Annotated in this window: 28 protein-coding genes; 12 read left to right on the top strand and 16 right to left on the bottom strand. The window is 70.0% G+C overall.

Annotated features, from left to right (window positions below):
- Positions 1-7 precede the first annotated feature (7 nt).
- On the top strand, positions 8-1,081 hold the full coding sequence (locus tag BM249_RS13855) for a BMP family ABC transporter substrate-binding protein (RefSeq protein ID WP_091972702.1): 1,074 nt from the start codon (positions 8-10) through the stop codon (positions 1,079-1,081).
- Positions 1,082-1,133: 52 nt separating this feature from the next.
- Here BM249_RS13855 and BM249_RS13850 read toward each other — a convergent pair whose 3' ends face one another.
- On the bottom strand, positions 1,134-1,388 hold the full coding sequence (locus tag BM249_RS13850; protein WP_091972793.1) for a hypothetical protein: 255 nt from the start codon (positions 1,386-1,388) through the stop codon (positions 1,134-1,136).
- A 32-nt stretch (positions 1,389-1,420) separates the two neighbouring features.
- Positions 1,421-1,615, bottom strand: a complete 195-nt coding sequence (locus tag BM249_RS13845; RefSeq protein WP_091972700.1) for a hypothetical protein — start codon at positions 1,613-1,615, stop codon at positions 1,421-1,423.
- 190 nt (positions 1,616-1,805) lie between these two features.
- On the opposite strand from BM249_RS13845, the gene BM249_RS13840 reads away from it, so the two are divergent.
- Both BM249_RS13840 and BM249_RS13835 read left to right on the top strand, forming a co-directional pair.
- Positions 1,806-2,711, top strand: a complete 906-nt coding sequence (locus BM249_RS13840) for a LysR family transcriptional regulator (protein WP_091972790.1) — start codon at positions 1,806-1,808, stop codon at positions 2,709-2,711.
- Positions 2,712-3,038: 327 nt separating this feature from the next.
- Positions 3,039-3,287: a hypothetical protein gene (locus tag BM249_RS13835; protein WP_091972698.1), complete on the top strand. Its 249-nt coding sequence runs from the start codon at positions 3,039-3,041 to the stop codon at positions 3,285-3,287.
- A gap of 18 nt (positions 3,288-3,305) precedes the next feature.
- On the opposite strand, the gene guaD is transcribed toward BM249_RS13835, so the two are convergent.
- The 4 genes from guaD to BM249_RS13815 form a co-directional block, all read right to left on the bottom strand.
- Positions 3,306-4,679, bottom strand: a complete 1,374-nt coding sequence (gene guaD, locus BM249_RS13830) for a guanine deaminase (protein ID WP_091972696.1) — start codon at positions 4,677-4,679, stop codon at positions 3,306-3,308.
- Positions 4,676-7,429, bottom strand: coding sequence for a molybdopterin-dependent oxidoreductase (locus tag BM249_RS13825; protein ID WP_091972694.1), 2,754 nt, complete (start codon positions 7,427-7,429; stop codon positions 4,676-4,678). The genes guaD and BM249_RS13825 overlap by 4 nt, the downstream gene beginning before the upstream one ends.
- The gene (locus tag BM249_RS13820) at positions 7,426-8,241 is read right to left on the bottom strand and encodes an FAD binding domain-containing protein (protein ID WP_091972692.1); all 816 of its coding nucleotides are present in this window, start codon (positions 8,239-8,241) and stop codon (positions 7,426-7,428) included. Before BM249_RS13820 ends, BM249_RS13825 begins: the two co-directional genes overlap by 4 nt.
- Before the next feature lie 291 nt (positions 8,242-8,532).
- Positions 8,533-8,742: a hypothetical protein gene (locus BM249_RS13815; protein ID WP_091972691.1), complete on the bottom strand. Its 210-nt coding sequence runs from the start codon at positions 8,740-8,742 to the stop codon at positions 8,533-8,535.
- Positions 8,743-8,880: 138 nt separating this feature from the next.
- Here BM249_RS13815 and BM249_RS13810 point away from each other — a divergent pair, with 138 nt between their 5' ends.
- The gene (locus tag BM249_RS13810) at positions 8,881-9,201 is read left to right on the top strand and encodes a hypothetical protein (RefSeq protein WP_091972689.1); all 321 of its coding nucleotides are present in this window, start codon (positions 8,881-8,883) and stop codon (positions 9,199-9,201) included.
- On the opposite strand, the gene BM249_RS13805 is transcribed toward BM249_RS13810, so the two are convergent.
- The 3 genes from BM249_RS13805 to BM249_RS13795 form a co-directional block, all read right to left on the bottom strand.
- A complete protein-coding gene (locus tag BM249_RS13805) occupies positions 9,202-10,647 on the bottom strand; it encodes a UdgX family uracil-DNA binding protein (RefSeq protein WP_091972687.1) in 1,446 nt (481 codons plus the stop codon). It abuts the gene before it with no gap.
- A 219-nt stretch (positions 10,648-10,866) separates the two neighbouring features.
- The gene (locus tag BM249_RS13800) at positions 10,867-12,081 is read right to left on the bottom strand and encodes a putative DNA modification/repair radical SAM protein (RefSeq protein WP_091972685.1); all 1,215 of its coding nucleotides are present in this window, start codon (positions 12,079-12,081) and stop codon (positions 10,867-10,869) included.
- Positions 12,082-12,166: 85 nt separating this feature from the next.
- Positions 12,167-12,760 (bottom strand): regulatory protein RecX, encoded by a 594-nt coding sequence (locus tag BM249_RS13795; protein ID WP_091972683.1) that lies wholly within the window; start codon positions 12,758-12,760, stop codon positions 12,167-12,169.
- Positions 12,761-12,853: 93 nt separating this feature from the next.
- Between BM249_RS13795 and BM249_RS13790 the strand changes: the two genes are divergently transcribed.
- Entirely contained in the window at positions 12,854-14,275 is a 1,422-nt protein-coding gene (locus BM249_RS13790) for a TAXI family TRAP transporter solute-binding subunit (protein WP_091972681.1), read from the top strand.
- Between the two features lie 82 nt (positions 14,276-14,357).
- On the opposite strand, the gene BM249_RS13785 is transcribed toward BM249_RS13790, so the two are convergent.
- The 5 genes from BM249_RS13785 to BM249_RS13765 all read right to left on the bottom strand — a co-directional run bounded on the left by BM249_RS13785 (position 14,358) and on the right by BM249_RS13765 (position 19,170).
- On the bottom strand, positions 14,358-15,758 hold the full coding sequence (locus tag BM249_RS13785; protein ID WP_244528753.1) for a carbohydrate porin: 1,401 nt from the start codon (positions 15,756-15,758) through the stop codon (positions 14,358-14,360).
- Between the two features lie 167 nt (positions 15,759-15,925).
- A complete protein-coding gene (locus BM249_RS13780) occupies positions 15,926-17,281 on the bottom strand; it encodes a Gfo/Idh/MocA family protein (RefSeq protein ID WP_091972679.1) in 1,356 nt (451 codons plus the stop codon).
- Positions 17,282-17,389: 108 nt separating this feature from the next.
- Positions 17,390-17,752: a hypothetical protein gene (locus BM249_RS13775; protein ID WP_091972677.1), complete on the bottom strand. Its 363-nt coding sequence runs from the start codon at positions 17,750-17,752 to the stop codon at positions 17,390-17,392.
- Positions 17,753-17,837: 85 nt separating this feature from the next.
- Positions 17,838-18,602: a phosphatase PAP2 family protein gene (locus BM249_RS13770; protein ID WP_091972675.1), complete on the bottom strand. Its 765-nt coding sequence runs from the start codon at positions 18,600-18,602 to the stop codon at positions 17,838-17,840.
- Positions 18,603-18,639: 37 nt separating this feature from the next.
- A complete protein-coding gene (locus tag BM249_RS13765) occupies positions 18,640-19,170 on the bottom strand; it encodes a 2'-5' RNA ligase family protein (RefSeq protein ID WP_091972674.1) in 531 nt (176 codons plus the stop codon).
- An 82-nt stretch (positions 19,171-19,252) separates the two neighbouring features.
- Between BM249_RS13765 and BM249_RS13760 the strand changes: the two genes are divergently transcribed.
- The 7 genes from BM249_RS13760 to BM249_RS13730 all read left to right on the top strand — a co-directional run bounded on the left by BM249_RS13760 (position 19,253) and on the right by BM249_RS13730 (position 24,486).
- On the top strand, positions 19,253-20,185 hold the full coding sequence (locus BM249_RS13760; RefSeq protein ID WP_091972672.1) for an alginate O-acetyltransferase AlgX-related protein: 933 nt from the start codon (positions 19,253-19,255) through the stop codon (positions 20,183-20,185).
- Between the two features lie 93 nt (positions 20,186-20,278).
- Positions 20,279-20,764 carry a hypothetical protein gene (locus tag BM249_RS13755; protein WP_091972670.1) on the top strand — a complete coding sequence of 162 codons (486 nt, stop codon included), beginning with the start codon at positions 20,279-20,281 and terminating at the stop codon, positions 20,762-20,764.
- A gap of 151 nt (positions 20,765-20,915) precedes the next feature.
- On the top strand, positions 20,916-21,809 hold the full coding sequence (gene trxA, locus BM249_RS13750; protein WP_091972668.1) for a thioredoxin: 894 nt from the start codon (positions 20,916-20,918) through the stop codon (positions 21,807-21,809).
- Between the two features lie 43 nt (positions 21,810-21,852).
- Positions 21,853-22,521 carry an LON peptidase substrate-binding domain-containing protein gene (locus BM249_RS13745; RefSeq protein WP_091972666.1) on the top strand — a complete coding sequence of 223 codons (669 nt, stop codon included), beginning with the start codon at positions 21,853-21,855 and terminating at the stop codon, positions 22,519-22,521.
- 21 nt (positions 22,522-22,542) lie between these two features.
- A complete protein-coding gene (locus tag BM249_RS13740; RefSeq protein WP_091972664.1) occupies positions 22,543-22,746 on the top strand; it encodes a Trm112 family protein in 204 nt (67 codons plus the stop codon).
- A 101-nt stretch (positions 22,747-22,847) separates the two neighbouring features.
- Positions 22,848-23,873 carry an asparaginase gene (locus tag BM249_RS13735; RefSeq protein WP_177232419.1) on the top strand — a complete coding sequence of 342 codons (1,026 nt, stop codon included), beginning with the start codon at positions 22,848-22,850 and terminating at the stop codon, positions 23,871-23,873.
- Between the two features lie 220 nt (positions 23,874-24,093).
- Positions 24,094-24,486, top strand: coding sequence for a hypothetical protein (locus BM249_RS13730; protein WP_091972660.1), 393 nt, complete (start codon positions 24,094-24,096; stop codon positions 24,484-24,486).
- 3 nt (positions 24,487-24,489) lie between these two features.
- Here BM249_RS13730 and BM249_RS13725 read toward each other — a convergent pair whose 3' ends face one another.
- Entirely contained in the window at positions 24,490-24,849 is a 360-nt protein-coding gene (locus BM249_RS13725) for a SpoIIAA family protein (protein WP_091972658.1), read from the bottom strand.
- 109 nt (positions 24,850-24,958) lie between these two features.
- Positions 24,959-26,491, bottom strand: coding sequence for a sensor domain-containing diguanylate cyclase (locus BM249_RS13720; protein ID WP_091972656.1), 1,533 nt, complete (start codon positions 26,489-26,491; stop codon positions 24,959-24,961).
- Between the last annotated feature and the right edge of the window lie 81 nt (positions 26,492-26,572).

Genomic DNA, 26,572 nt, shown 5'->3' with positions numbered 1-26,572 from the left:
ACCATCCATGAGGACCAGCATCGTCACGCGAATGGCCGGAGCGCTCCTGTGCGCCACGGCGGCGCTGACCCCGGCGCGGGCGGCGGACAAGCTCAAGGTCGGCTTCGTCTATGTCGGGCCGGTGGCCGATTTCGGCTATTCCTACCAGCACGACCTCAGCCGCAAGGCCCTGGCGGCGGCCCTGCCCGACAAGGTCGAGACCGTGTTCCTCGAGAACGTGCCCGAGGCCGACAGCGAACGCTCCATCGAGAAGCTCGCCCGCTCCGGCGCCGGGCTGATCTTCACCACCTCGTTCGGCTTCATGGAGCCGACCCTGAAGGTGGCCAAGAAATTCCCCAAGGTGAAGTTCGAGCACGCCACCGGCTACAAGCGCGCCGAGAACGTCTCCACCTATTCGGCACGCTTCTACGAAGGCCGCTACGTCTGCGGCAAGATCGCGGGCAAGATGTCGAAGTCCGGCACCGTCGGCTACATCGCGTCGTTCCCGATCCCCGAGGTGGTGAGCGGCATCAACGCCTTCATGCTCGGCGCCCAGTCGGTCAATCCGAACATCAAGATCAAGATCGTCTGGGTGAACACGTGGTTCGACCCCGGCAAGGAAGCGGAAGCCGCCAAGGCCCTGCTGGCGCAGGGGGCCGACATCCTCACCCAGCACACCGATTCCGCGGCCCCCCTGCAGGAGGCCGAGAAGGTGGGCAAGTTCGCCTTCGGCCAATCCTCCGATCAGGTTCGGTTCGCCCCGAAGGCGCAGCTCACCGCCATCGTCGACGACTGGGACGGCTACGTGATCGCCGAGACCAAGGCGGTCCTCGACGGCACCTGGAAGAGCCACGACACCTGGGGTGGCCTCAAGGACGGCTTGGTCGTGCTGGCCCCCTTCACCAACATGCCCGACGACGTGAAGGCCCTGGCCGAGGAGACGAAGAAGGGCATCGCCGAGGGCAGGATCCATCCCTTCCAGGGGCCGGTGCTGAAGCAGGACGGGTCCATCGCCGTCAAGGCGGGCGAACACGCCCCCGATCCCATGATCCTCGGCATGAACTGGTACGTGAAGGGCATCGACGACAAGCCGCCGCAATAACCCACCTCGTTCCGGCGGCGGCGTTCGCACACGCGACGCCGCCGCGCGGTCGTCAGGGACGCGGCGGCGGCGGAGCGGCCGGCGGAACCGTCTCGGCCGGGATGCCGATGCCGGGAGGCGCCGGAATGGCGTCGCCGGACCGGACCGCCTCGCGTTCGTTGCGGAGGGCGGCGGCGCCTTCGGTGCCGCCCGGGGCGGTGGCACCGGGCGTTCCGGCGGGCGCGCCCGTCGATCCTTGGGCAAGCGCGGCGGTGCCGAGCCCCGCGAGGGCGAAAAGGGTCAGGGCTACGGTCGACATGGGGCGCATGGGGCGGTCTCCGTTCGTGAGGGGCAGACGCATCAGTGGCGGTGGATTCGGCGGGATCGGGCGGCCTTGCCGCGTCGTCCGCCCGGTGCGGTGAGGCGCGATTGCCCGGCCGGCGGCGTGACCGTCCCCTGGGCGCGGGCCCCCGGCGCCGTGGCGACGCCGCTCCCGAGGCAGAACATCGCGAGGAACCAGGCGAGGAGGGGCAGGCCGAGGGATGTCGCGCGCATGGGAGGCTCCCACGGCGCCGTGCCGGGCACCGTTTCCGGGGCGAACGCAGCAAAGGCCATGCCGCCGGGGGCGTCGACGGCCCATCGCGCCCGATCACGAAGCCGGCGGGTGGAGCGGTTGGCAAGCTCCCTGCGAAGCGTGCGCCCTGCTGACGTCGAGGATTGCATGATGCCGGAAGCCGCGACACCGATGCTGCATCATCGCCTGCTCGGCTACCTCGACGAGGTGGCGCGCAGCGGCTCGATCCGTCAGGCGGCCAAGCGCCTCGGTGTCGCCTCGAGCGCCGTCAACCGCCAGATCCTCGCCCTGGAGGAGGCCATGGGCACGCCCCTGTTCGAGCGGTTGCCGCGCGGCCTGCGCCTCACGGCGGCGGGCGAGGTGCTGATGCGGCACGTGCGCGACACCCTGAACGACCACGAGCGGATGCTGGCGCAGGTCGCCGCCTTGAAGGGCCTGACGCGCGGCGAGGTGACGGTGGCGACCATGGTGAGCATCGCCGCCGGGGTCCTGCCCGGTGTGATCCGCGCGTTCCGCGAGACCCATCCGCACATCGTCGTCAAGGTGATGGTCCTGCCGGCCGAGGCGATCGCCCCCGCCCTGCTCGCGGGCGAGGCCGATCTCGCCCTGGCCTACCGCTTTCCGCCCGACCCGCGCCTGCGCTGTATCGCCGAGTTCGAACACCGCCTCGGCGCCGTCATGGCGCCAGACCATCCCCTCAACGGCCGGTATCAGGTGCGGATGGCCGATTGCCTCGCCCATCCCCTCGTGGTCGCCGACCGCTCGATGACCCTGCGCACGGTGCTCGAACAGCTGGTGCCCGAGGGCGCCAGCTTCACACCCGTGGTGGAGACCAATTCCCTCGAGCTCATGAAGCGTCTCGCCCAGACGTCGCCCCACATCACCTTCGTCAACCTCTCCGATGTCGGCGAGGAGATCCGGCGCGGTGTCCTGGCCTTCACGCCCCTGGCGGATGCCGGGGCGATCATCCAACGGGCTTCGCTGATGCAGCGCGCCCGCTCGGCCCTCGACGGCCCCGCCCACCTCCTCGCCATCCGCATCCAGGCCGAGTTCGCGCGCGAGAGCACCATCGATTGAGGGACCGGCGCGCTCATCGCGCCACGGGCGGGCGCGACCGCCTGCCGCCGATCGCGTGTGAAAGAGCACCGCTTCCGAAAATCCCGTGCCACCCGTCCGAACTTGTCGACTTTGGCGGCATCCACCCTCTAACCGTCGGATCCGGTTGAGTATTCGGAGGGCCGAACGCAAGACGGCGCGGGTCGGCGCCCCGAAGATGCCACTTCAAAATGCACACCATCGAGGCAAGTCGTGTTGCCTCCGGAGGCATCGGTGCACAGTTTCCAGGATAGGACGCATCGGCGATCCGATCGCGACACGAATACCCGTCTCAAGGAGATTGTCCCCATGATCTCACGCCTCGTCACCGGCGCGCTTCTTGGCTTCGCCCTCACCACCGCCGCCTCGGCCCAGAGCTACAACGCCCCGGCCGGCATCCCCGCCGTCACCGCCCCGGGCGGCCTGGAGGGCCTTGCCGGCCCCACGAACCTGCACCGCGGCGCCGGGCGCCACGGCCGCCCCGCCGCCCCGTGGAACGAGGGCGTTTCCGTCACGGGTTCGACGGTGCGGGCGCCGGCTTCCGCCTCCGGGCGCTGACGTCGCCGCTGGCCCGCGTCACGAAACCGGCATGGGCCTGACGACCGCCTCCGGGTAGCGCAGCGGGTCGCCGGCGCGGCGATTGTCGTAGACCGGCTCGCCCGCGACCCAGGTGGCCCGCACGGTGCGGTGGTCGCCGAGCGTCATCAGCACGAACAGCAGCTCCTCGATGCCGCCGCAGGTGGCGGTGCGAAAGCCGAGCAGCGGCGTCGCCGCGAGGTCGAGGACGCAGAGATCGGCATCGTAGCCCGGGGCGATCCGGCCGATGCGGTCGTCGAGGCGCAGAGCCTCCGCCCCGCCGAGGGTCGCCAGCCAGAACGCCCGCACGGCGTCGAGCTTGGTGCCGCGCAGGGCCGCGACCTTGTAGGATTCGCCCAGCGTCTTGAGCAGCGACAGGGTGGTGCCCGCGCCGACATCGGTGCCGAGGCCGACCCGCACCGGTCGGCGCGGATCGAGGGCGTCGAAGAGCCGGAACAGGCCGCTGCCGAGGAAGCCGTTCGAGGTCGGGCAATGGGCGATGGCCGCGCCGCTGGCGTGGCAGGTGCAGAAATCCTCTTCCGAGACGTGGATGGCGTGGCCCAGCACCGTGCGCGGCCCGACGAGGCCGGCGTTGACGTAGACGTCGAGGTAGCTCGCCCGTTCGGGAAACAGCTCGCGCACCCAGGCGATCTCGTCGGGGTTCTCGCACAGATGGGTCTGGAGAAAGAGGCCGTCGTGCTCCTTGAGCAGCGTGCCGGCGGCATCGAGCTGGGCTTGGGTGCAGGAGGGCGCGAAACGTGGGGTCACGCAGTAATGCTGCCGGCCGACCCCGTGCCAGCGGGCGATGAGCGCCTTGCTCTCGTCGTAGCCACGCTGCGCCGTGTCGAGGAGGGCGGCCGGGGCGTTGCGGTCCATCAGCACCTTGCCGGCGATCATCCGGGTGTTGAACCGCGCCGACTCGGCGAAGAACGCCTCGACGGAGCCGGGATGGACCGTGCAATAGACCACCGCCGTGGTGGTGCCGGCCCCCAGGATCTCGCGGAAGAACAGCTTCGCCACCCGCTCCGCATGGGCGTGATCCGCGAACTGCAGTTCCGCCGGGAAGGTGTATTTCTCGAGCCACGCCAGCAATTGCTCGCCATACGAGGCGATCATCTGCAGTTGCGGATAGTGCACGTGGGTGTCGATCAGGCCGGGCAGGATCAGGGCGTTCTCGTAAGCCACGACCTCGACACCCGGCGGAATCGTGTGCGCCAGGTCCGAGTAGTCGCCGAAGGCCGCGATACGCCCGTCCTCGATGAGGATCAGGGCATCGGCCTCGTGCCGGAGGCAGCCTTCCGCCAGAAAGGGATTGCCGGTCAGGCTCACGGCCTGCCCACGGATCGCCCGCATCCGGGCCGGTGCTTCCGTCATGCGCTCGCCTTCTCCGGCACGGCCGTGAGCGTGTGAAAAATTCGGTCGGGGGCGAAGGGTGTGGCAGTCAACCGGACACCGGTGGCGTCCCGGATGGCGTTGCCGAGGGCGGGCGCCACGGGATTGTAGGGGGCCTCGCTCATGGATTTGGCGCCGAGCGGCCCCACCGTGTCGTGGGTGTCGGCGAACAGCACCTCCGTCACCGGCACGTCGGCCATGGCCGGGATGTGGTAGTTGCGTAAGGTCCGCGTCACCACCCGGCCCTCGGCGTCGAGGCGGACATCCTCATAGAGGGCCGCCCCGAGGGCCTGGGCGACGCCGCCCTCGATCTGCCCCCGACACTGCATCGGATTGATGACGAACCCAGCATCCGCCGCCTGCACACTCCTGAGGATGCGGACGAGTCCGGTCTCGGGCTGCACGGCGACGCGAAAACCCTGGACGTTGAAGGCGACGGAGCGCGGGCTGCCATCGGCCGCGCCCGCCGCCTCGAACACGGCGTCGCGGGCGAGATCGGCCAGGGGCATGACCCCGCTCGGCGTCTCGACGCCGTCGCGGGTGAGGCGGCACGCGGCGGGCCGGGTGCCGGTCCGCTCGGCCGCCGCCACGCAAATCTTGTCCGCCAAGGCCGTCGCCGCGCGAACATTCGCCTGCCCCGCCACCACCGTGCCGGTGCTGCCATAGGCGCCGGTGTCGTGGGGAACCGCATCGGTGTCGGCCTGGATCAGACGGATGCGCTCGGGCACCGTCCCCAGCACCTCGGCGGCGAGCTGCGCATGAACCGTGCTGGTGCCGTTGCCGAATTCGGCGGTGCCGACGAAGAGCGCGTAAGTGCCGTCCGGTTCCAGGCGGATGCGGGCGTGCGCGAAGTGGCCGCGCGGCGGGATCGTGTCGATCATGGCCAGCGCCATGCCCTGGCCGACGCGCCAATCCGGCCCCGGCGCCGGCTCACCGCCGCCATCCGCCAAAGCCGCCTCCACGAGGTCGAGGCATTGGTCGAGGCCGTAGGAGCCGTAGAGGACGTCGTGGGGTTCGAGGCTCGTCGAGATCATCGGGTCGCCGGGCCGCACGGCGTTGCGGCGGCGCATGGCGAAGGGGTCGATGCTCAGATCCCGCGCCAGTTCGTCTAGGGCCGATTCGATGGCGAAGATGGTTTGGCTGAGGCCGTAGCCGCGAAACGCCCCGGCCGGCAGGGTGTGGGTATAGACGGCGTAACCCTCGACCCGCTTGTTCGGGCAGGCATAGGCCGCGATGCTCTCGTTGCAGCCGTGATGCAGCACGCCGCCGGCATGGTTGCCGTAGGCGCCGGTGTTCGAGATCACACGGAGCGACAGGGCGGTGAGGCGCCCGTCCGCCTTGGCGCCGAGCTTCACCCACACGCGCATGGGATGGCGGGTCGTCGCGGCGGAAAAATTCTCCTCGCGGCTCATCTCGTATTTGACCGGGCGTCCCGTGCGCAGGACGGCGAGGGCCACAAGATCCTCCGTCAGCATCTCCTGCTTGCCGCCGAAGCCGCCGCCGACCCGGCCGGCGAGGACGCGCACCCGGTCGCGGTCGAGGTCGAACAGGCGGGCGAGCGCATCGCGGGTGAGGAATGGCACCTGGGTCGAGGCCCGGAGGGTCAGGCGGCCATCCGGATCGAGCCAGCCGAGCGCCCCGTGGGTCTCGAGATGCACGTGCTGCACCCGCTGCGATACGTATTCGGCCTCGTGGATGCGGTCGGCCTCGGCAAACCCCGCCTCGACATCGCCGATGGCGCCGTGTGCCTCGGCGGCGAGGTTCGGATGCGGCAGGAGCGGCGGCGCGTCCTCGCCCGGCCGCGGCGGTTCCCGGTCGGCGGGGTCGTGGACCAGGGGCGCGTCCGGCCGCAACGCCGCGTCGGGGTCGAACACGGCGGGCCGGATCTCGTACTCCACCCGCAGGGCTCGCACCCCGGCGAGCGCCGCCGCCTCGCTCTCGGCCACCACCGCCGCGACACGTTGGCCGTGGCAGCGGATCACCGGATCGAACACCATTGTGTCGGCGGCGTCGTCCCCGGGGTTCTCGTGCCGCCCCGTGGAGAAGCGATGGCGCGGGGCGTCCTCATGGGTGAACACCGCGACGACGCCCGGCACCGCCATCGCCCCGGTGCGGTCGATGTGCCGGATCCGGGCATGGGCGTGGGGGGCGCGCAGCACCTTCAGGTGCAACAGGCCCGGCACGGCGGCGTCGAAGGTGTAGGCCGCCCGGCCGGAGACGACGGCCCGGCTCGCCGGGGCCGGCAGGGAGCGGCCGACGGGACGGCCCTCGGCTTGCGCATGCGCAATCCCCGCCACGGCGTCGCGGATCGCCCGGTAGCCGGTGCAGCGGCACAGATTCCCTTTCAGGGCCGTGCCGAGATCCTGCCGCTGGCCCTGGTCGAGGGCGGCGGCGGTCATGACCATGCCGGGGGTGCAGAAGCCGCATTGGAAGCCCTGGGCCGCGCAGAACGCCGCCTGCATCGGGTGCAGCCCATCGGGCACGCCGTCACCGGGCGCGCAGGGAGCGGCGAGCCCCTCGATGGTGATGACGCTGTGCCCCTCCGCCTGGAAGGCGGGCAACAGGCAGGAATGCACCGGCTCCCCGTCTAGGTGGACGGTGCAGGCGCCGCAATCGCCCGCGTCGCAGCCCTTCTTGACCCCGAACCAGCCGAGGTCCCGCAGCAGGGTGCGCAGGCATTGCCCGGCGTGGGGGGCCGCATCCTGAACCTGTCCGTTGACCGTCAGCCTCATCGGGCGAGTTCCTCCCGGATCTCTTCGGCGAGCAACCCGCTGACGTGTCGGCGCCAATCCGGCGCGCCGTGGACGTCGTCGTACCAGCCATCCGTCTCGGTCGCCGCCGCGAGGGCGGCTTGCAAGTCCGGCGCCGCCGGCACCGTCGCGAAGGCGAGGCGCACCGGCCGCGGCGTCGCGGCGGTGATCGTGAGGGCGAAATCGCCCGCCCGGTCTCGGGTGCCGATGAGCAGGGCGCCCGACCGCCCCTCCGGCGAGAGGGCGATGCGGCGGAACGCCGTGCGTCGTTTCAGGGCCGCCGCCGGCACGTCGATGCCGAGGAGGATCTCGCCGGGGGCGAGTGCCGTGCGCTGGACCCCAAGGACGAAATCCGTAACGGGCAGGCGCCGCGCCATGCCATCCGGCCGGCGCAGACGGCAGAGCCCGTCGAGGGCGGCCGTAAGGGCGATCATCGGCCCGGCCGGCAAGGCCATGCAGAGGTTGCCGCCGACGCTCGCCCGGTTCCAGATCTTGAACGAGCCGAGCAGCGCCCGGCAGCATTGCCCGACGAGGGGCGCGGCGATCCAATCGTTGGGCAGGGCGAGCCGGTCGAGTTCGGCGATGGTCCCCGTCGCCGACAGCCACAGGCCCGCCTCGGACACTTCGGTTGCCGGCAAGGCCAGGGTGGAGAGGTCGATCAGCCGGGTGAGGCCGGGCTGCGGCTCGGAAAACAGCCACGTGCCGCCCGCGAGCCAGGCGTCGCCGTCCTGCCAGGGCGGCAGTTCGTCGAGGCTCGGGGGCCGTAGGACCGCCGTGATGGTGTCGAGATCCATGGGAATGCGGACCTTCCCCGTGAACGAACGTCCTCGCCGGTGTTCGGCCATCGCGACGATACGGCCTGCCGGGCGCAGGCGCGACTTCGGAGCGGGGCGCCAGCCGGCGGCATGTTTCCGCCTCGAGCATGTTTCGTGCCGCAGTGGGCGGGCGGTCACCCGGCCTCGAAGCGGTTCCTCATGCCATTTCCCCTTGATCCATTGGGCCTCAGGCCGGCGCGGGGCCCCCTCCGGAAAGGAGAGGAGCCCCGTCCTGCGTGAGCCATCCGAGGCCATCGACCGAAAGCCGAATCACGCGCTCCCACGCATCACGCGGGTGATGCGCTCGACCATGCCCTGCGACAGGCGCACGTATTGCCCGGTGCCGTGGCCGCGCCCGTCGAGGAGTTCGGCGAAGACGGGCTTGCCCGGATCGCAGGTGAGGGTGTCCACCGGCCGGGTGTTGCGCCGCTTGGCCCGCAGGCGCTCGGCCAACGCGTCGGGAACGAAGGGATCGCGCAAGCGGACATCTCCTGTGAGGGCCGGCGGGGCCGGAGGCCGGGCCTAAGCCGCCAGGGTTGCCGGGGTCTTAAGGCGGCGCGGGCGGAACCCGCGATCACGCCGCCGTGTTTGGCTCCCACCCCACGAAAGAGAGAACGCATGTCGGACAGCGTCGTCGCCTCGGTTTCCTTCTCGTCCCTGCGCCTGGCCCGTGCGGCCCGGGACCGCCTCGCGCGGGCCGGGTTCGCCCGCAACAGCATCGACATCGTCCGGCACGACGACGATTTCGCCGTCGCCATCAACACCCGGCCCGAGAACAAGGACCGGGCCGAGCGCATCCTCACGGGCTCGCCCCTGGCCGACGACCTGCGCCGCACGGGCGAGTCGGTGGCGGCGGCGGTGAACGACAACCGCGGCCTCGCCCTGGGGCTGGCGGCGCTGGCGGGCTTCGCCCTGTACGGCCTGACGCGGCGGCGCTGATCAGGCCGCGAGCGTCCGCGCCAGATCGCCCACCCGCCGCAAGTCGGCGACGAAGGCCGCATAGGCTTCTTCCTTCGCGCCCTCCGGCAAGCGCAGCAGGTAGGAGGGGTGGACGGTGATGAACCCGGCATAGCCCCTGCCGAACTCGGCCGGGCCGCGCGCCCGCGTCACGGGGATCGCCCGGCCGGCCAGTGCCAGGACGGCGGTGGCGCCGAGCGCCACCACGAGGCGGGGCGCGACCAAGTCGAGTTCGCGCTCCAGCCACCAGCGGTAATGGCTGACCTCTCCGGCCGTGGGGTTCTGGTGGAGACGGCGCTTGCCGCGCTGCTCGAACTTGAAGTGCTTGACTGCATTGGTGAGGTAGGCGTCCGCGCGCACGATCCCGGCCTCCGCCATGGCGCGGGAGAGAAGCTGCCCCGCCGGGCCGACGAAGGGGCGGCCCTGGCGGTCCTCCTGATCGCCCGGCTGCTCGCCGACGAAGGCGATGGCGGCGCCCGGAGGCCCCTCCCCCAGCACCGCCTGCGTCGCCCCCGGCACCAGGGGTTCGGAGCGGCGGATGAGGGCATTGAGGGCCTCCAACGAATCCGGCGCCTGATCCGCCATGGCGGCCACCGCCCGGACGGGATCGCGCTTGATCGCGGGGCGCGGAACCCGCTCGATCATCGTCTCCGTGCGTGTGGCCGCCGCGCGGACGAGGCCCGGAATCGCGGCGGTCTCGGGTAGGTTGCGCCAGTACTTCTTCGGCATCTCCGCCCGCATGGCGGCGAGGTTGGTGCGGGCCGGGTTGAAGGTGCTCTCGTAGTAATCGCGCCAGCCCGCCTCGAAACCATCCTCCGCCGGCGCATCCTCGCGCCGCCCCGGCGGGCCGAAGGTGAGTTCGGCCGTATTCCACCGGGCCGAGCCCTCCGGCGTAAGGATGGTCCAGTGCAGGCTCCGAAAGCGCCCGACGAAGAACGGGGCCGCCGCTTCCAGGATGTGATGATCGGGCTCGAACCATGCCACGAACCGCTCCGGCTCCTCACCCTCGACCCGGCGGAAGCGCAGGAAGGCGTGCATCTTGTGCAGGTCGCGGGCGATGGCTTTCGCCATGCGCTCCAAGCGATGGACCAGGGGATCGCTCGACACTTCGAGCAAGCGCCGCTCGCCGTGCAGGACCCGCCACACCAGGGTGTAGAGCAGGGCGTAGCGCTCGGGATCACGGTGGGGCACCACGCGGGTGACGAGGTCGCCAACCCCGCGCGGCAGGGCGAGGGGTGGGGCTTCCGTTTCGGGTTCGCGGGCGCCGAACAGGCCGGGCGCCTCACCCACGGACCAGATCACCCGCTCGGGGGGAATGCCGGCGGCGGCCAGACGCCGGACGGCGGCGCGAAACCCCGACAGGTCGGCGCCCTCGCGCAGGGCGATCGCAGAACTCGCATCCGAGCGCATGGGATCGACTTCACGCATCGACAACGATCGACGGCTTCGTCGAAGGCGTCAGGGAGTCGATGTGCGATGCGACAGGCTCCCTCTCCTGAAAGGAGAGGGCTGGGGTGAGGTGTGCGAATGCTCCGAAAAGGTCACACACCTCACCCTGTCCCTCTCCTTTCAGGAGAGGAGACCCGTGCTGCCCGCGTGAAGCGCCGCCGCCCACGATGACTGAATGGCGCCCTGCGGCACGTCTCATCAGAACAGGCTCAGCTGCTTCGGCGGATCGGCGAGGCGGGCGCGCAGATCGAGGCGGTCGGTGAGTCCGCCGCCAGGGTGGTAATCCGCCGCGATGAGGAACGGCCGGGCGCGTTTCAACCCCGAGGTGAGGCGGGCGACGTCGTCGAGGCGCAGACGCGTGTGGCGGCGCGCACGGATGATCTTGTCCACGGCCCTGGCGCCAAGGCCCGGCACCCGCAACAGCCATTCCCGGTCGGCCCGGTTCACGTCGAGGGGGAAATGCGCCCGGTGCTTCAGGGCCCAGGCGAGCTTCGGATCGACATCGAGGGCGAACATGCCGTCCTCCGTGGCGTCGGCCACGTCGTCGGGGGTGAAGCCGTAATAGCGCAGCAGCCAATCGCCCTGGTAGAGCCGATGCTCGCGCTGAAGCGGAGGCGATTTCAGCGGCAGGATCGTCGAGCCATCCGGGATCGGGCTGAAGGCCGAGTAATACACCCGCTTCAGGTTGAACGAGCCGTACAGGAGCGCGCTCTTGCGCATCAGGGCTTCGTCCGTGGTGGTGTCGGCGCCGACGATCACCTGCGTCGATTGCCCGGCCGGCGAGAACCGACGCTTCTCGGCCTTGGCCTCGACGATGCGCTCGCCGATCTGCTGGATCGCGTTCTCGATCACCGCGCCGTTCTTTTCCGGCGCCAGGGTCTCGAGACTTTTCTCGGTCGGCAATTCGACATTGATGGAGAGCCGGTCGGCGTAGAGCCCCGCTTCCTCGATGAGCCACGGGCTCGCCTCGGGGATCGATTTGAGGTGGATGTAGCCGCGAAAACCGTGGTCGCGCCGGAGCGATTTGGCCACCCGCGTCAGCAGCTCCATGGTGTGGTCCGGCGACTTGATGATGCCCGACGAGAGGAACAAACCTTCGATGTAATTGCGCTTGTAGAACTCCACCGTGAGGGTCACGACCTCCTCGACGGTGAATTTGGCGCGGCTCACGTTGGATGAGCGGCGGTTGACGCAATAGGCGCAGTCGAACAGGCAGTAATTCGTCAGCAGGATCTTGAGGAGCGAGATGCAACGCCCGTCCGGAGTGTAGGCGTGGCAGATGCCCGCTCCCGTGGTCGAGCCGAGTTCGCCCTTGCCGGCCGTGCGCTTCGGCGCACCGGACGAGGAGCACGAGGCGTCGTACTTGGCGGCATCGGCGAGGATGCGCAGCTTCTTCGCGAGGGCTTCGTCCATAGAGGGAAGATGGCCCTCGTTCGTGCTCTGTTCAAATTTTTCGCGTGCGAATCCGGCGTTCGTGCCCTGCCGGATCGTCGCAGGGTCATGCCTCCGACTCGTCCTCTATCTCCATCTCGACGATGCGGCGGGCGAGGCCGTAGGGGAAGCCGGCCCGCGCCAGGGCGGCCAGATCCCGGTCGCGATGCGCCTCGCGGGTATCCGGGCGGCGCCAGGGGCCGAGGCGGCGGCGCTTGGCATAGGCGGCGGCCGCCGCTTCCTCGGTATCGGTGCCTTCCGCTTCGGCCGCGTCGCGCTCGGCCGCCATGGCGTCGGCCACGAGGTCCCGCGACACGCCCTTGGCGGCGAGCTTGGCCGAGAGGGCGCGGGCGGAGGTGCCGCGTCGACGCAGGGCCGCCATCCGGCCGGCGGTGAAGCGCGCGTCGTCGACGAGGCCGGCGCTCACCGCGCGGGCGACCACGGCCTCGATGGCCTCGGCATGGACGGACGGGTCCTCGTCGCGCAGGCGGCAGCGTTTCTCCACCCGGCGCTGGAGGGTCCGCCGCAGCATCGCCACGGAGGCGCTGTAGCGTTCGAGGTAATGCAGGGCGACCCGCTCGAGGTAGGCGGCGGTGACGGGCGGGGTCGGTTTCACGGTTGGCCCGGCCTTTGCTGGTTCTGCAACGTTCGCGGGCTTCATGGGTTCTTCACCCTTCGGACAGGTTTCCGGTTCAGAGTCGGTCGGCATCGTCCGATGCCGGACCACCCCCTGGGATGAGGGCTCAAGCATGTCATGCCGGCAATCCTCCTGAGACGCGAATGGCTCCTCGTCGCCCTCGCCCTCGGCCTCGCGGCCCTGGCGGGCGCGGTATTCTACCTGTCGCGCCCGACGGTGCTGACGGTGGCGGTGGGGCCGCGCGACGGCGCCGAGGCGACGCTGCTGCAGACCTATTCGCGCGCTCTGGCCCGGGGCCATGAGGACGTCCGCCTCAAGATCGTGCCCTACGACGATGTCCGCGACAGCGCGCAGGCACTCCAGCACAATCAGGCCGACCTCGCCGTGGTGCGCCCGGACGTGTTCCTGCCGGAGAACGGCCTGACCCTGGCAATCCTGCACGACGAGGCCCTGCTCATCGTCGCGCCCGCCTCGGGCGGACTCGACAGCTTTCCCGACCTGTCGCGCAAGCGCCTCGGCCTCGTGGAACGGCACGGCGCCGACATGCCGTTCCTCACGAACCTCCTCGGCTTCTACGATTTCACCGTGGCCCAACCGGGCGAAGCCGCCAAGGTCGGGGCCGCCCACGTCACCGTGGTGCCGCTCAAGCCCAACGAGGTCACGAGCGCCGTGGCGGAGGGGCGCGTCGACGCCGTGGCGGTCATCGCCGCCCCGGCCTCGAAGGCGGCGATCTCCACCGTGCGCGCCGTGGAGGCCGCCGTCCCGGACAAGGAGGTGGGGTTCGTGGCGGTGCCGGACGGCGAGGCCATCATCCAGCGGATGCCCGAATTGCAGACGGTGACGATTCCCGCCGGCACCTTCGGCGGGCGTCCGAAGCGGCCGGAGGAGGACGTGAAGACCGTGGGCGCCTCCTACCGGCTCATGGCGCGGGGTGCCGTCAGCCGCTACACCGTCGCGTCCGTGACCCAGCACCTGTTCGAGTGGCGCTCGAAGCTCGCCGCCCAGGCGCCGCTCGCCAACCTGATGAAGGCGCCGGATTTCGATTCCACCGTGGCGGCGACGAGCGCGCGGCTGCCCAACCATCCCGGCGCCGTGGACTATTTCGAGCGCGAGCAGCAGACCCTGTTCGAGCGCTACGAGGATTACGTCTACTTCCTGTTCTTCTTCGGTGGCACCATCGGCTCCGGCATCGCCTGGCTCGGCCAGCGCCTCGCCCGCGAGCGGCGCGAGCGCATCGACGTGGTGCTCGACCGTCTCCTCGACCTCCTGCGGGAGGTGCGGAGCGCCCACACCCGGGAAGCCCTCGACACCCTCGTTCGCGAGACCGACGAACTCGTGGCCGACGTGGTCCGCCATGCCCGCGAGCGCCACATCGACACCCGCACGATCAGCGCCCTCATCCTCGCCATCGATGCCGTCCACGCCGCCATGAGCGATGCGCGCCACGGCCTGGACGGGCGCGAACCGGACAGCCTGCCCCACGCGGTCCGGCGCCGCACGACCCGCCATCTGGCCTTGCACACGCCGGCCGCCGAGTAGCCTCGGGTCGCTTCGGCGTCGACCGCTCGGCCGACGCCCCGGAGCCGGTGACGCGATGGGGGTTCCTCGCGGACGCGGTAGATCAATAGCGGATCGTCGTGCGCAGGCCGAACACCGCCGCGTTGCGGATGCGCCCGGCATCGGGATCGCGCGGGTTGGCGATGCCGCCGCTCGGGCGGAACACGTACTGGAAATCGGGCTGCAGGGTCACGCCGGGGCCGAGCACGGCCTGATAGGTCGCCTCCAGCACCGCCTCGCTGCTGCGACGCGGGCCGGGGAGACCGGTGGCGAAGCGCGTGTCCGTGTCGAAGCCCCGGGCCGCGGGCGAGATCCGGGACAGCGCGAAGGCGACCCCGAGGGTGTCGTCGGAGCGCCCCGGCAGCAGGCCCTTGTAGGCGATGCCTGCATCGACGTAGAGGTCGATGAGGTTGCGGTCGGCGGGGCCGCCGGCCACCCGCACGAACACGCTGGCGCCGTCGTTGGGATCGTTGGGCTCGCGGTAGATCGTCTGGTCGAGGATGGCGTAGAGGCCGCTATCGCCCCGGAAGCGTCGGGGGAGGCCGGTGCTCAACGGCGACGCCAGGGGCGTACCGGCCGCGTCGAGGCGCAAGCTGTCGAAGCGTCCGAAATGGTGCCAGCCGCCGAGCGTCACGGTCCCGGCCTCGCCCAGACTTCCGGGCGCGATGTTGTAGGCGTAGGCGACCTCCGCCATCACCAGGGCCGGATCGCGGGTGCGAAAATCGGTACCGGTGCGGTTGCGCCGCTGCGGATCGGGATCGCCGCCCCGGGGCGCGCCCGCCGGATCGCCGTCGAACAGACCGACTTGAAAAGAGAGATTGGGGTTGGGCACGACCTTCGCCCGCACGCCCGGCGTCGCCAGGGGATAGATCGGTCCGCCGCTCGGGATCACCACGGCCTTGTTGTTGGGCCAACCGAAGGTGGAGTTCACGAACACCGTGCCGGTCTGGGTCACGGCGAACTCGGTATCGGCGGCGAGCTGGCCGAAGCGCAGGGAGACTCTTTCGTCGAACAGTTTCTGCTCGAACGACAATTCGTAGAGGCGCGAGGACGGCAGCGCCTCGATACCGCTCACCGTGATGAGATTGTCGAGGGTGCCGCGCGACAGGCCCGCCCCGTGGATCTGGAACAGGTTCGTGTGCAGCGCCGCGCCCTGCCAGCCCACCAGCGGCCCGAGATCGACGTCGATTTCGAGGTCCAGAAGCCCTTCGAGAATCGCCCGCCGCCTCAAGCCCCCCGTGGCGTTGCCGAGGCCCTCGCCGATATAGGTGAGGCTATAGGTGATGCCGCGCGTTTTGAGGAAGGCCCGCAGGCCGAACGGATCGCCGGAGGCCCCGAGACTGTCTTGAATCGTGGTGTCGAGATTGGCGGACGGGCGCGACGAGGTGACCGACTGGGCGACCGAGGTCAGGGGGTCGCCACCCGCGCCGCGATCCGAACCGATATCGATGCCCTCGGCCGCGATCCGCGCCCGCTCCTCGGCCGGGCTCTCAGCCGTGGCGAGGGAGGGATCGACGGCGCAGGCGAGGCACAGGGCGAAGCGAAGGCGGCGGGAAATGGGCGGGCTCGCGGCGGAACGGCGGATGGATTGCCCCACATCCTACAGGGCTTCCATGACGATCCGTCCCACGATCAGCCGGCCTCGTCGAGTTCGGGGCCGCGCGTGACATCGAGGCCGTCCTTGGCCCCCGGCGGCGGTCCGACGGTGACGGGCTGGCCCGAGCGGGCCGCCTCGTAGATCGCCTCCATGAGGACCTGATCCTGCAGCCCCTCCTCGCCGGGGGTGCGCGGGCGCCGGTCCTCAAGGATGCAGCGGGCCATGTGGTCGATCTCGAGGGCGAACTGATTCTTCGGGGTCAGCATCCGCGAATCCTGCGATTCCACGGCGCCGTCGGGATGCGAGACCACGAGGTGCTGGCCGCGATACGCGAAGGCGTTGCGCAGGTCGATGTCGGCCCGCTCCGTGTGGAGCTGGAGCCGGCGCGATTCGTGCACGCCGTAGCTCGTCATGCACTGGGCGATCACCCCGGAAGGGAACCGAAGGGTGAACGACACCGTCTCCTCGACCTCGGCGAATTTCGCATCGCCCGGGGGCGAATACACACTCGCCGTGATGGAGACCGGCTCCTCGCCGGTCAGCGCCCGCACGCCGTTGAGGCAGTAGAGGCCGATATCCGGCAGCGCCCCGCCGCCCGCGAGGCTTTTTCGCAGGCGCCATTGCTGCGGCAGGCCCGTGGTCTGGCCGTTGAACGCCTGGATCAGGCGCGGCTTGCCGAACTCGCCGGAGCGGGCGAGGCGCGTCACCTCGCGGTTGTAGGGCTCGTACTGGCAGCGATAGGCGATCATCAGTTTCAGATTGGCCTTGGCGCAGGCCGCGATCATCTCGCGGGCCTCGGCCGAAGTGTTGGCCATGGGCTTCTCGCACAGCACATGCTTGCCGGCCTTGGCGGCGGCCAGGACATGGTCACGGTGGAGGCCGTTGGGGGTGACGATATAGACGGCCTTCACGGCCGGGTTCTGGGCCAGGCGCTCCCATTCGTCGTAGCCGTAGACCGCATCGGCCGGCACGCCGTATTGCTCGGCCACGAGCTTGGCTTTCGTCGGCGTCCCCGACATCACCGCCGCGAGGCGGGCGCGTTTCGTCTCGCCGAAGGCCGGCAGGATCTCTTCCAGACTGAGGCGCCCGAGGCCGACCACCGCGAAGCCGACGCGCTGGGCCGGCGGCATCGGGGCGGGCGGGGGTGGCGGCACCCGGTCGCCGGCCCCGCGCCAGTTCGGAAACATGACCTTGCCGCCCTGCACCGCTCCGGTGTCGGCGGGCACCGAGGGGCCGGGCACGCCCGGCGCGGGACCTCCTTGCGCCCGCGCGCTCCCGAGGCCGAGGGCCGCGCCCGTCACCGTCAACCCACCGGCACGCAGGAGCTTTCGCCGGGAGAGGGGCAGGTCGCCGCCCGTGGGCCGGTCGCGCCGGGAAGAATCGTCATTCATGAGAACACACCGCTTCGGGAAGCCGCCGAACGGGCATCCACCGGGCGGACACGCGCGAGAGGGCGAAGACCCCGGAGGAACGCCCCCCGGAGACGGGGTGTTCCGCGATCACCCATCCTGGCTGGCGGCGAGGCGGCTGCGCAGTTCGGCGTTCTCGGCCCGGACCTGCCGCAACGCGCGGGCGAGGTGGAGGGGCACCACCGACGCGGCCTCAGGCTCGGGCGTGAAGCGCACGCCGACGAACCCGCCCGCGCGCCAGACGAGATGCGCCGTGCGCGTCGCCCGATGCTTGTCGATCCGGATGGGGAAGGTGTCCGGCAGGGGCACCGCGTCGCTGACGGCCAGCTTGGCCCCGTCAGTGCCGAGGTTGCGCACGAGGCAGGTGGTGGCCCCGCCGCAACCGGCCTCGAGGCTGGCGCCGAGGAGGCTGCGTTGGCGGGGATTGCGGCGGCGCTCGGGGGCGTCGGTCAAAGGGGGGCTCCATCGGTTGCGCGACAATACAACCACAACCGAGTCCCCATGGCTGCCCCACCGGGCCGCCATCCTTGCGAAAGCGTTAACGCGGCGGCGGAGCCTCCGTGGGTGCCTCGACCTCGCCCCGGCGCTGGAGCTGGAGGGCGACGAACCAGCACAGGGCGGCCCAGGCAGCGCCGACGCACCAGCCGGCGAGCACGTCGCTCGGCCAATGCACGCCGAGATAGACCCGGCTGAAGCCGACGAGCAGGGTCATGGACACGCCGACCAGCATCACGAGGATCTTCACGCCGCGTTGCCGATCGACCCGGGCGACGAGGGCCGCGAGGGTGAGGTAGGCGATGGCCGACATCATGGCGTGGCCGCTGGGGAAGCTCGCCGTGAACACCTCCATGCCGTGGGGCACGAGGTCCGGCCGGGGCCGGTGGTAGAACAGCTTCAGCACCGTCGAGAACAGCTCGCCGCCCCCGATGGCCGCGACCACGAAGGCGGCGATGCGCCGCCGCCCGGTCATGGCGAGATAGGCCACCGCCGCCGCCGTCACGAACACGATGGTGAAGACGCTGCCCAGGCCCGTGATGTCCCGCATGGTCTCCTCGAGCCAGCGCGGCCCGATGGGGTCGGAGAGATCGGCCGGATTGCGCAGGGCGAGGAGGATCTTGCGGTCGAGGGCGGCGGTGGAGCCTTCGCCCACCTCGCTCGCCAGGGCGAAAAAGCCGTAACCGAGGAGGCTGACGGCAAGCAGCGCCACCACGGCGCCGACCTCGTTAAGGCGCAGCGCCAAGCGTAGGGCGTTGGCCCGGCCGAGCAGGGGATCGATGCGGCCGAGGGCCGTCAGGGATTTCATCGCGGAGCCTGGAAGCGGTTGGGAGCGAGGAGGAGTATCAGCGGTTCTCTCCAAACGCGACGGTGGCCCGGCGTTCCCACGGACCGCCGAGATAGCGCCACAGCACCAGGCCGGGCGCCGTGAAGGCGAAGGGTTCGAACGCGGCCTCGCGTTCGGCGAGCAGGGCGCGGGCCGCGCCCGGCGCGACCTTGTTCTGGATCGTGACGTGCGGCCGCCAGCCCTGCGCGTCCTGGGCGGTGAGCACGGCGGCGAAGTCGCGGGCGAGGCGCCCCCGGAAAGCCGAGAGGCCGGCCGATTCCAGGGTGTAGGCGACGCCGCGCCCGAGGAAGCGCAGCCCCGTCACGGAGACGAGGGGCGGCGCCTCCGCGCGGGCGCGGGCCGCCACGGTCTCGAGGATGCCCGCCGCGTCGGCGCCGGGCAGGTGGTGGAACAGGGTGACGTGGGCGGGAATCCTGTTGAGGGCGGCGGGGAAATGCCGCCGGCGCAGGTCGTCGAAGAACGCGTAGGTCTGCGCCTCGAACTGCAGGGTGAGGATCAGCGGATCGGGCGTCGCGTCGGAGTTCGTCATGATCGGAAGGCAGATGGCGCGGCGGCGGCCGGGGTCCAGCCCCGGCCTGTTCAGGACGGCGCGGGCCGTCTAGACAGCGGGCATGCGTCGAAAACACCGGGAGATCGTCCATGTGGGGCAGGAGGGTTGGCTCTTCCTGATCGGGGGCAGCAACGGCGTGCTCGCGCAGTATCGCGCGACCCCGGCGCGGTGGTGGCGCCTGCGCGCCTGGGCGAAACTCATCGAAGCGCGGGCCGCCCGCGCGCGGGGCCTCGGCATCCGCTACGTCCATACCCTCGTGCCGGAAAAGCTCTCCGTCTACGACCATCGCACGGACGATCTCGGCTTCGAGGCCGGGCGCTCGCCCGCCCGGCGCCTCGCCCGGCGGCTCCTCGACAATCCGGCCTTCGTCGATCTCGTCGGACCGATGCGCGCGGCCCGAGACGGCCCGGTGCCCCTCTACTACCGCACCGACACCCACTGGAACTACGACGGCTGCCTGCTCGCCTACCGCATCCTGCTCAGGGCGTGCGGCGCGGTGCCGCCCGCCGACCTGTTCGACCGGCCGCGCTTCGAGACGACGCGGGTTCGCGATCTCGGCGACAAGCTCGCCGACCAGCCGACCGAGACGGCGAGCCACGGCATCATCGACCGCGACGCGCGGCGCCATTACGCCAGCCCCCTGGTGGAGGCTTACGAGGCGGCCGGCCGGGCGCCCGATCTCCACGTCGGCGCCCATGTGGTCTATCGCAACGACAGCCCCGGCGCCGATCCGCGCACGGTGGTGCTGTTCGGCGATTCCTACGCGCATTTCGCGCCGATCATGCTGACGGGGCTGCTGGCCGAGACCTTTCGCGAGGTGCATTTCGTGTGGTCGTCGAGCCTCGACTGGACCTACATCGAATCGGTACGGCCCGACCTGCTGCTGTTCGAGATGGCCGAACGCTTCCTCACCCGCGTCCCGGACGACCGGTTCGATATCCGCGCCTTCCAGAAGGATCTGCCGCCCGAGATCGCGACGGCGCAGGCCGCCTGAGCAAAGGCGGCACGGGAACCAAAGGCAGGCGGCGGCGGAACCAACAGCGGTCGGCCCCCTCGACAGATCGGGACGCCACCATACATCTGCCTCATGACACGATTTCTGCGCCTCCCCCTTGCCTTGGCTCCCCTGCTGCTCGCCGGCCCGGCCCTTCTCGTCGGCCCGGCCCTGGCACAGACGGCGGTCAAGCTCGAGGGCCGCTGCGAGAAGCTGGTGATCGCCGGCCAGGACGTGACCGCGACCTGCAAGGGCACGCTCATGAACACCGTCTCGCGCAGCCGCACGAGCTTCGATTTCTCGGCCGACGGCCGGGCCCTCAGCTTCAGCGGCAACGGCGCCCAGCAGGAGCGCACGGAGGAGACCGATCCGCTCCAGCCCATCAACCTCGTGATTCCGAGCGAGACCACGAAGGACGGCGTGACCCAAGGCCCCCTGGTGGCGGTGGGATCGTGTGCCTTCAGCACGCCGGCGCCGGGCAAGACCGCCATCACCTGCGAGGCCAACGCGGCGAAGGGCACCTATGCCGGCACCTTCGTCACCGACACCAAGGCGCCCCCCGGTGCGCCGGCCCCTTGAGCCGGCCCCCCCAGGGCGCCGCCCCCTCGCGTAGGGAGGGGATTTTCCGCCGCGGTGCGACATGGCCGCGACGGGCACCCTTGACGGGCGGGCCTGTGGGCGGACAGACCCGACCCGCACCGACCACTCCTGACGACGTTTCGAGGACCCGATGTTGAACGACGCGCCCCAGGCCGGCGACCCGATCAAGGACGTCACCACGGCGAGCTTCCGCCAGGACGTGATCGCCGCCTCCATGCAGCAGCCCGTGCTGGTGGATTTCTGGGCGCCGTGGTGCGGCCCGTGCAAGCAGCTCGCCCCCGTGCTGGAGAAGGTGGTGCGCGCTTCCGCCGGCGCCGTGACGCTCGTGAAGATGAACATCGACGAGCATCCCTCCATCGCCGGCCAGCTCGGCATCCAGTCGATCCCCGCCGTCATCGCCTTCGACAAGGGCCAGCCCGTGGACGGGTTCATGGGCGCCGTGCCCGAGGCTCAGATCAAGGAGTTCATCGCGCGCCTCGCCGGGCCCGTAGGCCCCTCCCCCATCGAGGAGGCGCTTTCCGAGGCGGACGCGATGCTGGGGGTGGGCGACACGGTCGGCGCCGCCCAGCTCTACGCCGCGATCCTCGCCGAAGAGCCGCAGAACCTCACCGCCATCGCGGCCCTGGCCAAGCTCCAACTCGACCTCGGCGAGATCGACAAGGCCAGGGAAGTCCTGGCCCTCGCGCCCGCCGACAAGGCGAACGACCCCGCCCTCACGGGCGTGCGCGCCGCCTTGGAACTGGCCGAGAAGGCCGCCGAACTCGGCGATCTCGGCGCGTTCCAGCGCCGGATCGAGGCCGATCCGGCCGATCATCAGGCCCGTTTCGACCTCGCGCTGGGCCTCAACGGCCTGAACAAGCGCGACGAGGCCGTGGACCAGCTCATCGAGATCGAGCGGCGGGACCGGACCTGGAACGAGGGCGCGGCGCGCAAGCAGCTCCTCACCTTCTTCGAGGCCTGGGGCCTCATGGACAAGGCTTCCGTCCGGGGCCGGCGCCGGCTCTCGACGCTGGTCTTTGCGTGACACGTGATTTCGGCGTGATCCATCGAACCGACGAGGCGACGTGATGAGCACGCATGCGGGCTACAAGGGACCGGCCGATTGCCCCGGTGTCATCCCGGTCTTTCCCCTGCCCGGTGCGCTGCTGCTGCCCCGTGGACAGATGCCGCTCAACATCTTCGAGCCGCGCTACCTCGCCATGATCGACGACGCCCTGCGCACGGACCGGATCATCGGCATGATCCAGCCCGACGTGGAAGCCGGCGCGTCACCCATGACTCCGAAGCTGTTCCGGGTCGGCTGCGCCGGGCGCATCACCCAGTTCGCCGAGACCGGGGACGGCCGTTACCTCATCTCGCTCACCGGCGTCGCCCGGTTCCGGGTCGAGAGCGAGTTGGCGGTGACCACGCGCTACCGCCGCTGCCAGGTCTCGTATGACGACTTCGCCCTCGACTTCGAGCCCCGGGCGGGCGAAGAGGCCGTGAACCGCGAAGGCGTGCTGAAGGCCCTGAAGGACTTCGTCGAGGTCAACGATCTGAAGGTCGACTGGGCCGGCATCGACGAGGCCCCCAACGAGGCCCTCGTCAACGCCCTCTGCATGATGAGCCCGTTCGGCGCCCGCGAGAAACAGGCGATGCTGGAAGCCCCCGACCTCAAGACGCGGGCGGAGGTCTTGATCGCGGTGACCGAAATGGAGTTGGTGCGGGGCTCGGGCTCCGAGCCCACCCTGCAATGATGGCATCGAGGATGAACGCCCATGGCCGATGACACCCAGAGCCCGGTCGAGGCGACCCGCGTCGACCCGAAGCTCCTCGAACTCCTGGTCTGCCCCCTGACCAAGGACACGCTCGATTACGACGTCGCCCGGCAGGAGCTCATCAGCCGCTCGGCCAAGCTCGCCTATCCGATCCGCGACGGCATCCCGATCATGCTGCCCGAAGAGGCACGGCCCCTCGACTGATCGGTCCCCTCACCTCCCCCAAGTTCAGGGCGCGCCGCATGACGACACCGGCCATCCTTCGTCACGCCGCCCTGGCCGCGTTCGCCTGGGCTTTGACCGCCATGACCCTCTCCGCCATGACCGCCTCGGCCGCCGAGCGTGCCCCGGGGGAACGCCCCCTCATCGCCATCGTCGCCACGGGCGGCACCATCGCGATGAAGAACGATCCCGCCACGGGGGCGCCGGTGCCGGCCCTGTCGGGGGCAGACCTCGTCGCCGCCGTGCCCAAGCTCGCCGACCTCGCGCGGATCGAAGTCACCGAGTTCAGCAACGTGCCCAGCGATTATATGGGGCCGGAACTCTGGCCCGGCCTGTCGCGTCAGGTCGACGCCCTCCTGGCCCGACCGGAGATCGCCGGCGCCGTCGTCCTGCACGGCACCGACACGCTGGATCAGACGGCCTATTTCCTCGACCTGACCCTGCGCAGCACGAAGCCCGTCGTGATGGTCGGCGCCCAGCGCAACGCCTCGGACGCCGATGCCGACGGCAGCCGCAATCTCCTCAACGCCGTGCGGCAGATCCTGTCGCCGGATTCCGGGGACATGGGCGTCACCGTCACGCTCAACCACCACATCAATGCCGCCCGCGAGGTGCGCAAGACGCACACGAACAACGTCGAGACCTTCAATTCGGGCGATGCCGGAACCCTCGGCTACGTCGACGAGGACCGGGTGATCTTCTCCCGCAAGTCCCTGCGCCGGCAGACCCTGCCGCTGCCCGAGCGGATGCCGCGCGTCGATCTCGTCTCCATGTCGGCGGGCACGGACGGCGCCCAGGTGCGCCAATCCGCCGATGGCGGGGCCTCGGCCATCGTGGTGGCCGCCTACGGCTTCGGCAACGTCAACGCGCCGATGTACGACGCCATCCAGTACGCCATCGCCAAGGGCGTGCCCGTCATCGTCGCCACCAAGGTGTATAACGGCCGGGCCTTGCCCGTGTACGGCTTCAAGGGCGGCGGCAACACCCTGCTGAAGGCGGGCGCGGTGTTCGCCGATGATCTCACGCCCGACAAGGCCCGCGTCCTCGCCCTCCTGGCGGTGCCCCGGACCAAGGACCGAGCCGCGCTGCAGACCTATTACGACAAGTAGCGATTTCGCGCGCAACGCCTAAGCTCAGCGCCAAGCTTTCTCCAGTCATGGCCGGTTCATCCTCGCGACCATAAGGTGTTCGCGACGGATCGATAATACACGTCACATTCCTGCCGCTTCGATCCGTATGCTGACGACACTCACACGAGATCGTTTGCTTGGGATCGAGTTCGGCCGCACCCGGTCGACGCTCGTCCGCGCCCGTTTGCAAGGATGCCGCATGTTGAACCGTGCCCTGATGCTGCTTGTCGGAGCCGCCCTTTCCGCGCCCACCCTCGCGCCGGCGACGGCCCGCGAGGCCGTGTCGTTCAACGGCGCGTGGTCGGTGGATCTCGTCACCGAGACCGGCATGGTCTGCGACAGCCGCTACAGCTATTCGGTCTCCGTGCGCGACGGCCAGATCCGCCTCGTCTCCGGTCAGAACGCCAGCCTGTCGGGCCGCGTCGGTCCGGACGGCACCGTCGGCCTCAGCGTCAGCAACGGCACCGCGACCGGCGCGGTCTCGGGCCGCCTCCAGGCCAATTCCGGCGGCGGCACCTGGAAGGTGTCGTCCCTGTGTTCGGGCCGCTGGACGGCGCGGCGTCAGGCGACGCGCACCGCCCAGGCGGAATAAACCTCAGACGCCCGCGAGCCAGGTCCGCGCCTCTTCGATATGCGCGCGGTCGAAGGTCTTGATGGTGGCGGGCGAGACCTTGCCGAAGGTGTCGGCGATCATCCGCAGCCAGGACGCGTCGGTGACGAGGGCCACGTGGCTCACGCCCTTCATCATGGCGAGGCCGAAGCGCGGGTCCTTGAAGAACGCCGCCGGCTCCATGCCCTTGAACTCGCGCACGTCTTCCAGGAGCTTGAGCTTTCCGCCCTTGTCGAGGTCGGCCTGCATGGCGGTGATGACGGTGTTCATGTCGGCATCGGTGATCTGGCCATCGACCACGATCTCGGCGACGTTCGACTCAGGGGATTTCGTATAGGTCAACACGTGCGGCACTCCTTGAGGGGGGCGAACGCACGCTTGCAAACGCCGGACCCGGCGGGGCGTCTGTCACAGAACCTGAGACGCATTGTGGCACGCGGGCGTCGTTCTGGTTTCAGACGTGAAGCGAGCGGAGTGCGAGCATCGCACCGGTATCCTCAGGCCCTCCGGGTGCACATCGGGTCTGATTGCGCCCCCCTTCCTTGGCGGCATAGAGCGCGGCATCCGCCCGTTCGAAGAGGTCCTGCGGCGATGCGGTCGTGGCGGGTCCGACGGCAACGCCGACGCTCACGGTGACCTCACCCGCCCCGATCCCGGCCGAAGGGACGGCCAGGGACGCGACGCTCTCGTGAAGCTTGTCGGCGATGCGCAGGGCACCGTCCGTGTCGGTTTCAGGCAGGAGGATCACGAATTCCTCGCCGCCGACACGAGCGACGAGATCGTCCGGCCGATGCACGCTGGCCCTCAGGCTCTTGGCGAGCCCCTTGAGGACTTCGTCCCCGACCGAATGCCCGTAGTGGTCGTTGTAGCGCTTGAAATGGTCGGCATCGACGACGAGCAGGGCGAAGGGTTTGTGTGTCCGCCGTGCCGTCGCCCACACGCGCTCGGCGACCTCTTCGAAGCGACGCCGGTTCGGCAGTCCCGTCAGGACATCGGTGCAGGAAAGCTCCGCGAGTTCGGCCTGTAGGGCCGCGCGGCGGCGCAGGTCGCGCCCATAGAGTAGCGATAGGAAGATGGTCAGGCCGCAAAGCGCGAGCACGATCCCGCTGATGACCAGGGCCTTGTTGCGCCAAGCCGACTCGATCGTGTCGGTCGCGAGCGCGACGTTGAGGATGAGGGGCCAATCGCCGACGTGAGTGAAGGCGTAGTGTCGCTCGACGTCGTCGCGCACGGAGACGGCGACGAAGGCGCCGGAGCGCTCGCTCGCGAAACGGTCGAAAGTCGGCGATCCGGCGATGTTCGCACCGATATCCGCCTCCTCGTAGGGGTATCGGATGAGGCGCGTCCCATCCCGCAGGTAGAGGTTGATCGCATCGTCCGGGCCGAGGCCGATCTGGTCGAACAATCGGATGAAGTACGACAGTTTCAGGCTTCCCAGGACGATGCCGCCGAACGTCCCGTCCGGCTTGTCGATGCGGCGGCTCAGCACGACGATGCGCGCTCCGGTCAGGCGGGACACCAGCGGTCCGCTCATGACGAGCCCCAGATCTCGACGGGCCTTGTGCGCCTGGAAGTAGTCGCGGTCGGCGTTGTTGAGCTTGCGCGGCGGCCAAGCCGACGAATCCACGATGACGTCGCCGTTCTCGTCGAGCACGAGCATGACGCCGAGGTCGCGGGCCGACGCGGCCCGGTCGAACAGGATGAGCTGGCGCAGCTCGGGGGAAGCCTCGGCTACGCCGGGGGCCTTCAGGTTGTCGACGACGGCCTGAAGGGTCAGGTCGATGATTTCGATGTTTCGCGAGATATCGTGCTCGATGACCTGAAGCAGGTTCTCCGACGTCTGCTTGGCCTTGTCCCAGGCATCCCGCCGCAGGTCGAGGAGCATCAGGCCGGAGACCACGAGCATGCCGATGGGGGCCAGCACACCGAGGGCGATCCAAGTGCGGGCAGAGCGCAGCCTTTTCGAGAGCCGGAGCGGCAAGGCCATCGACGAGGAACTCCCAGCATCGTTTTCGTTTCTTGGTCGTCGAACCGCGAAAGATTACGCCGGATCTCGTTTAGAAATTCT

Source organism: Methylobacterium gossipiicola (assembly GCF_900113485.1).
GTDB lineage: Bacteria > Pseudomonadota > Alphaproteobacteria > Rhizobiales > Beijerinckiaceae > Methylobacterium > Methylobacterium gossipiicola.
Note: the sequence above shows the minus strand (reverse complement) of the source record. Positions and strands in the feature narration are given on the sequence as shown.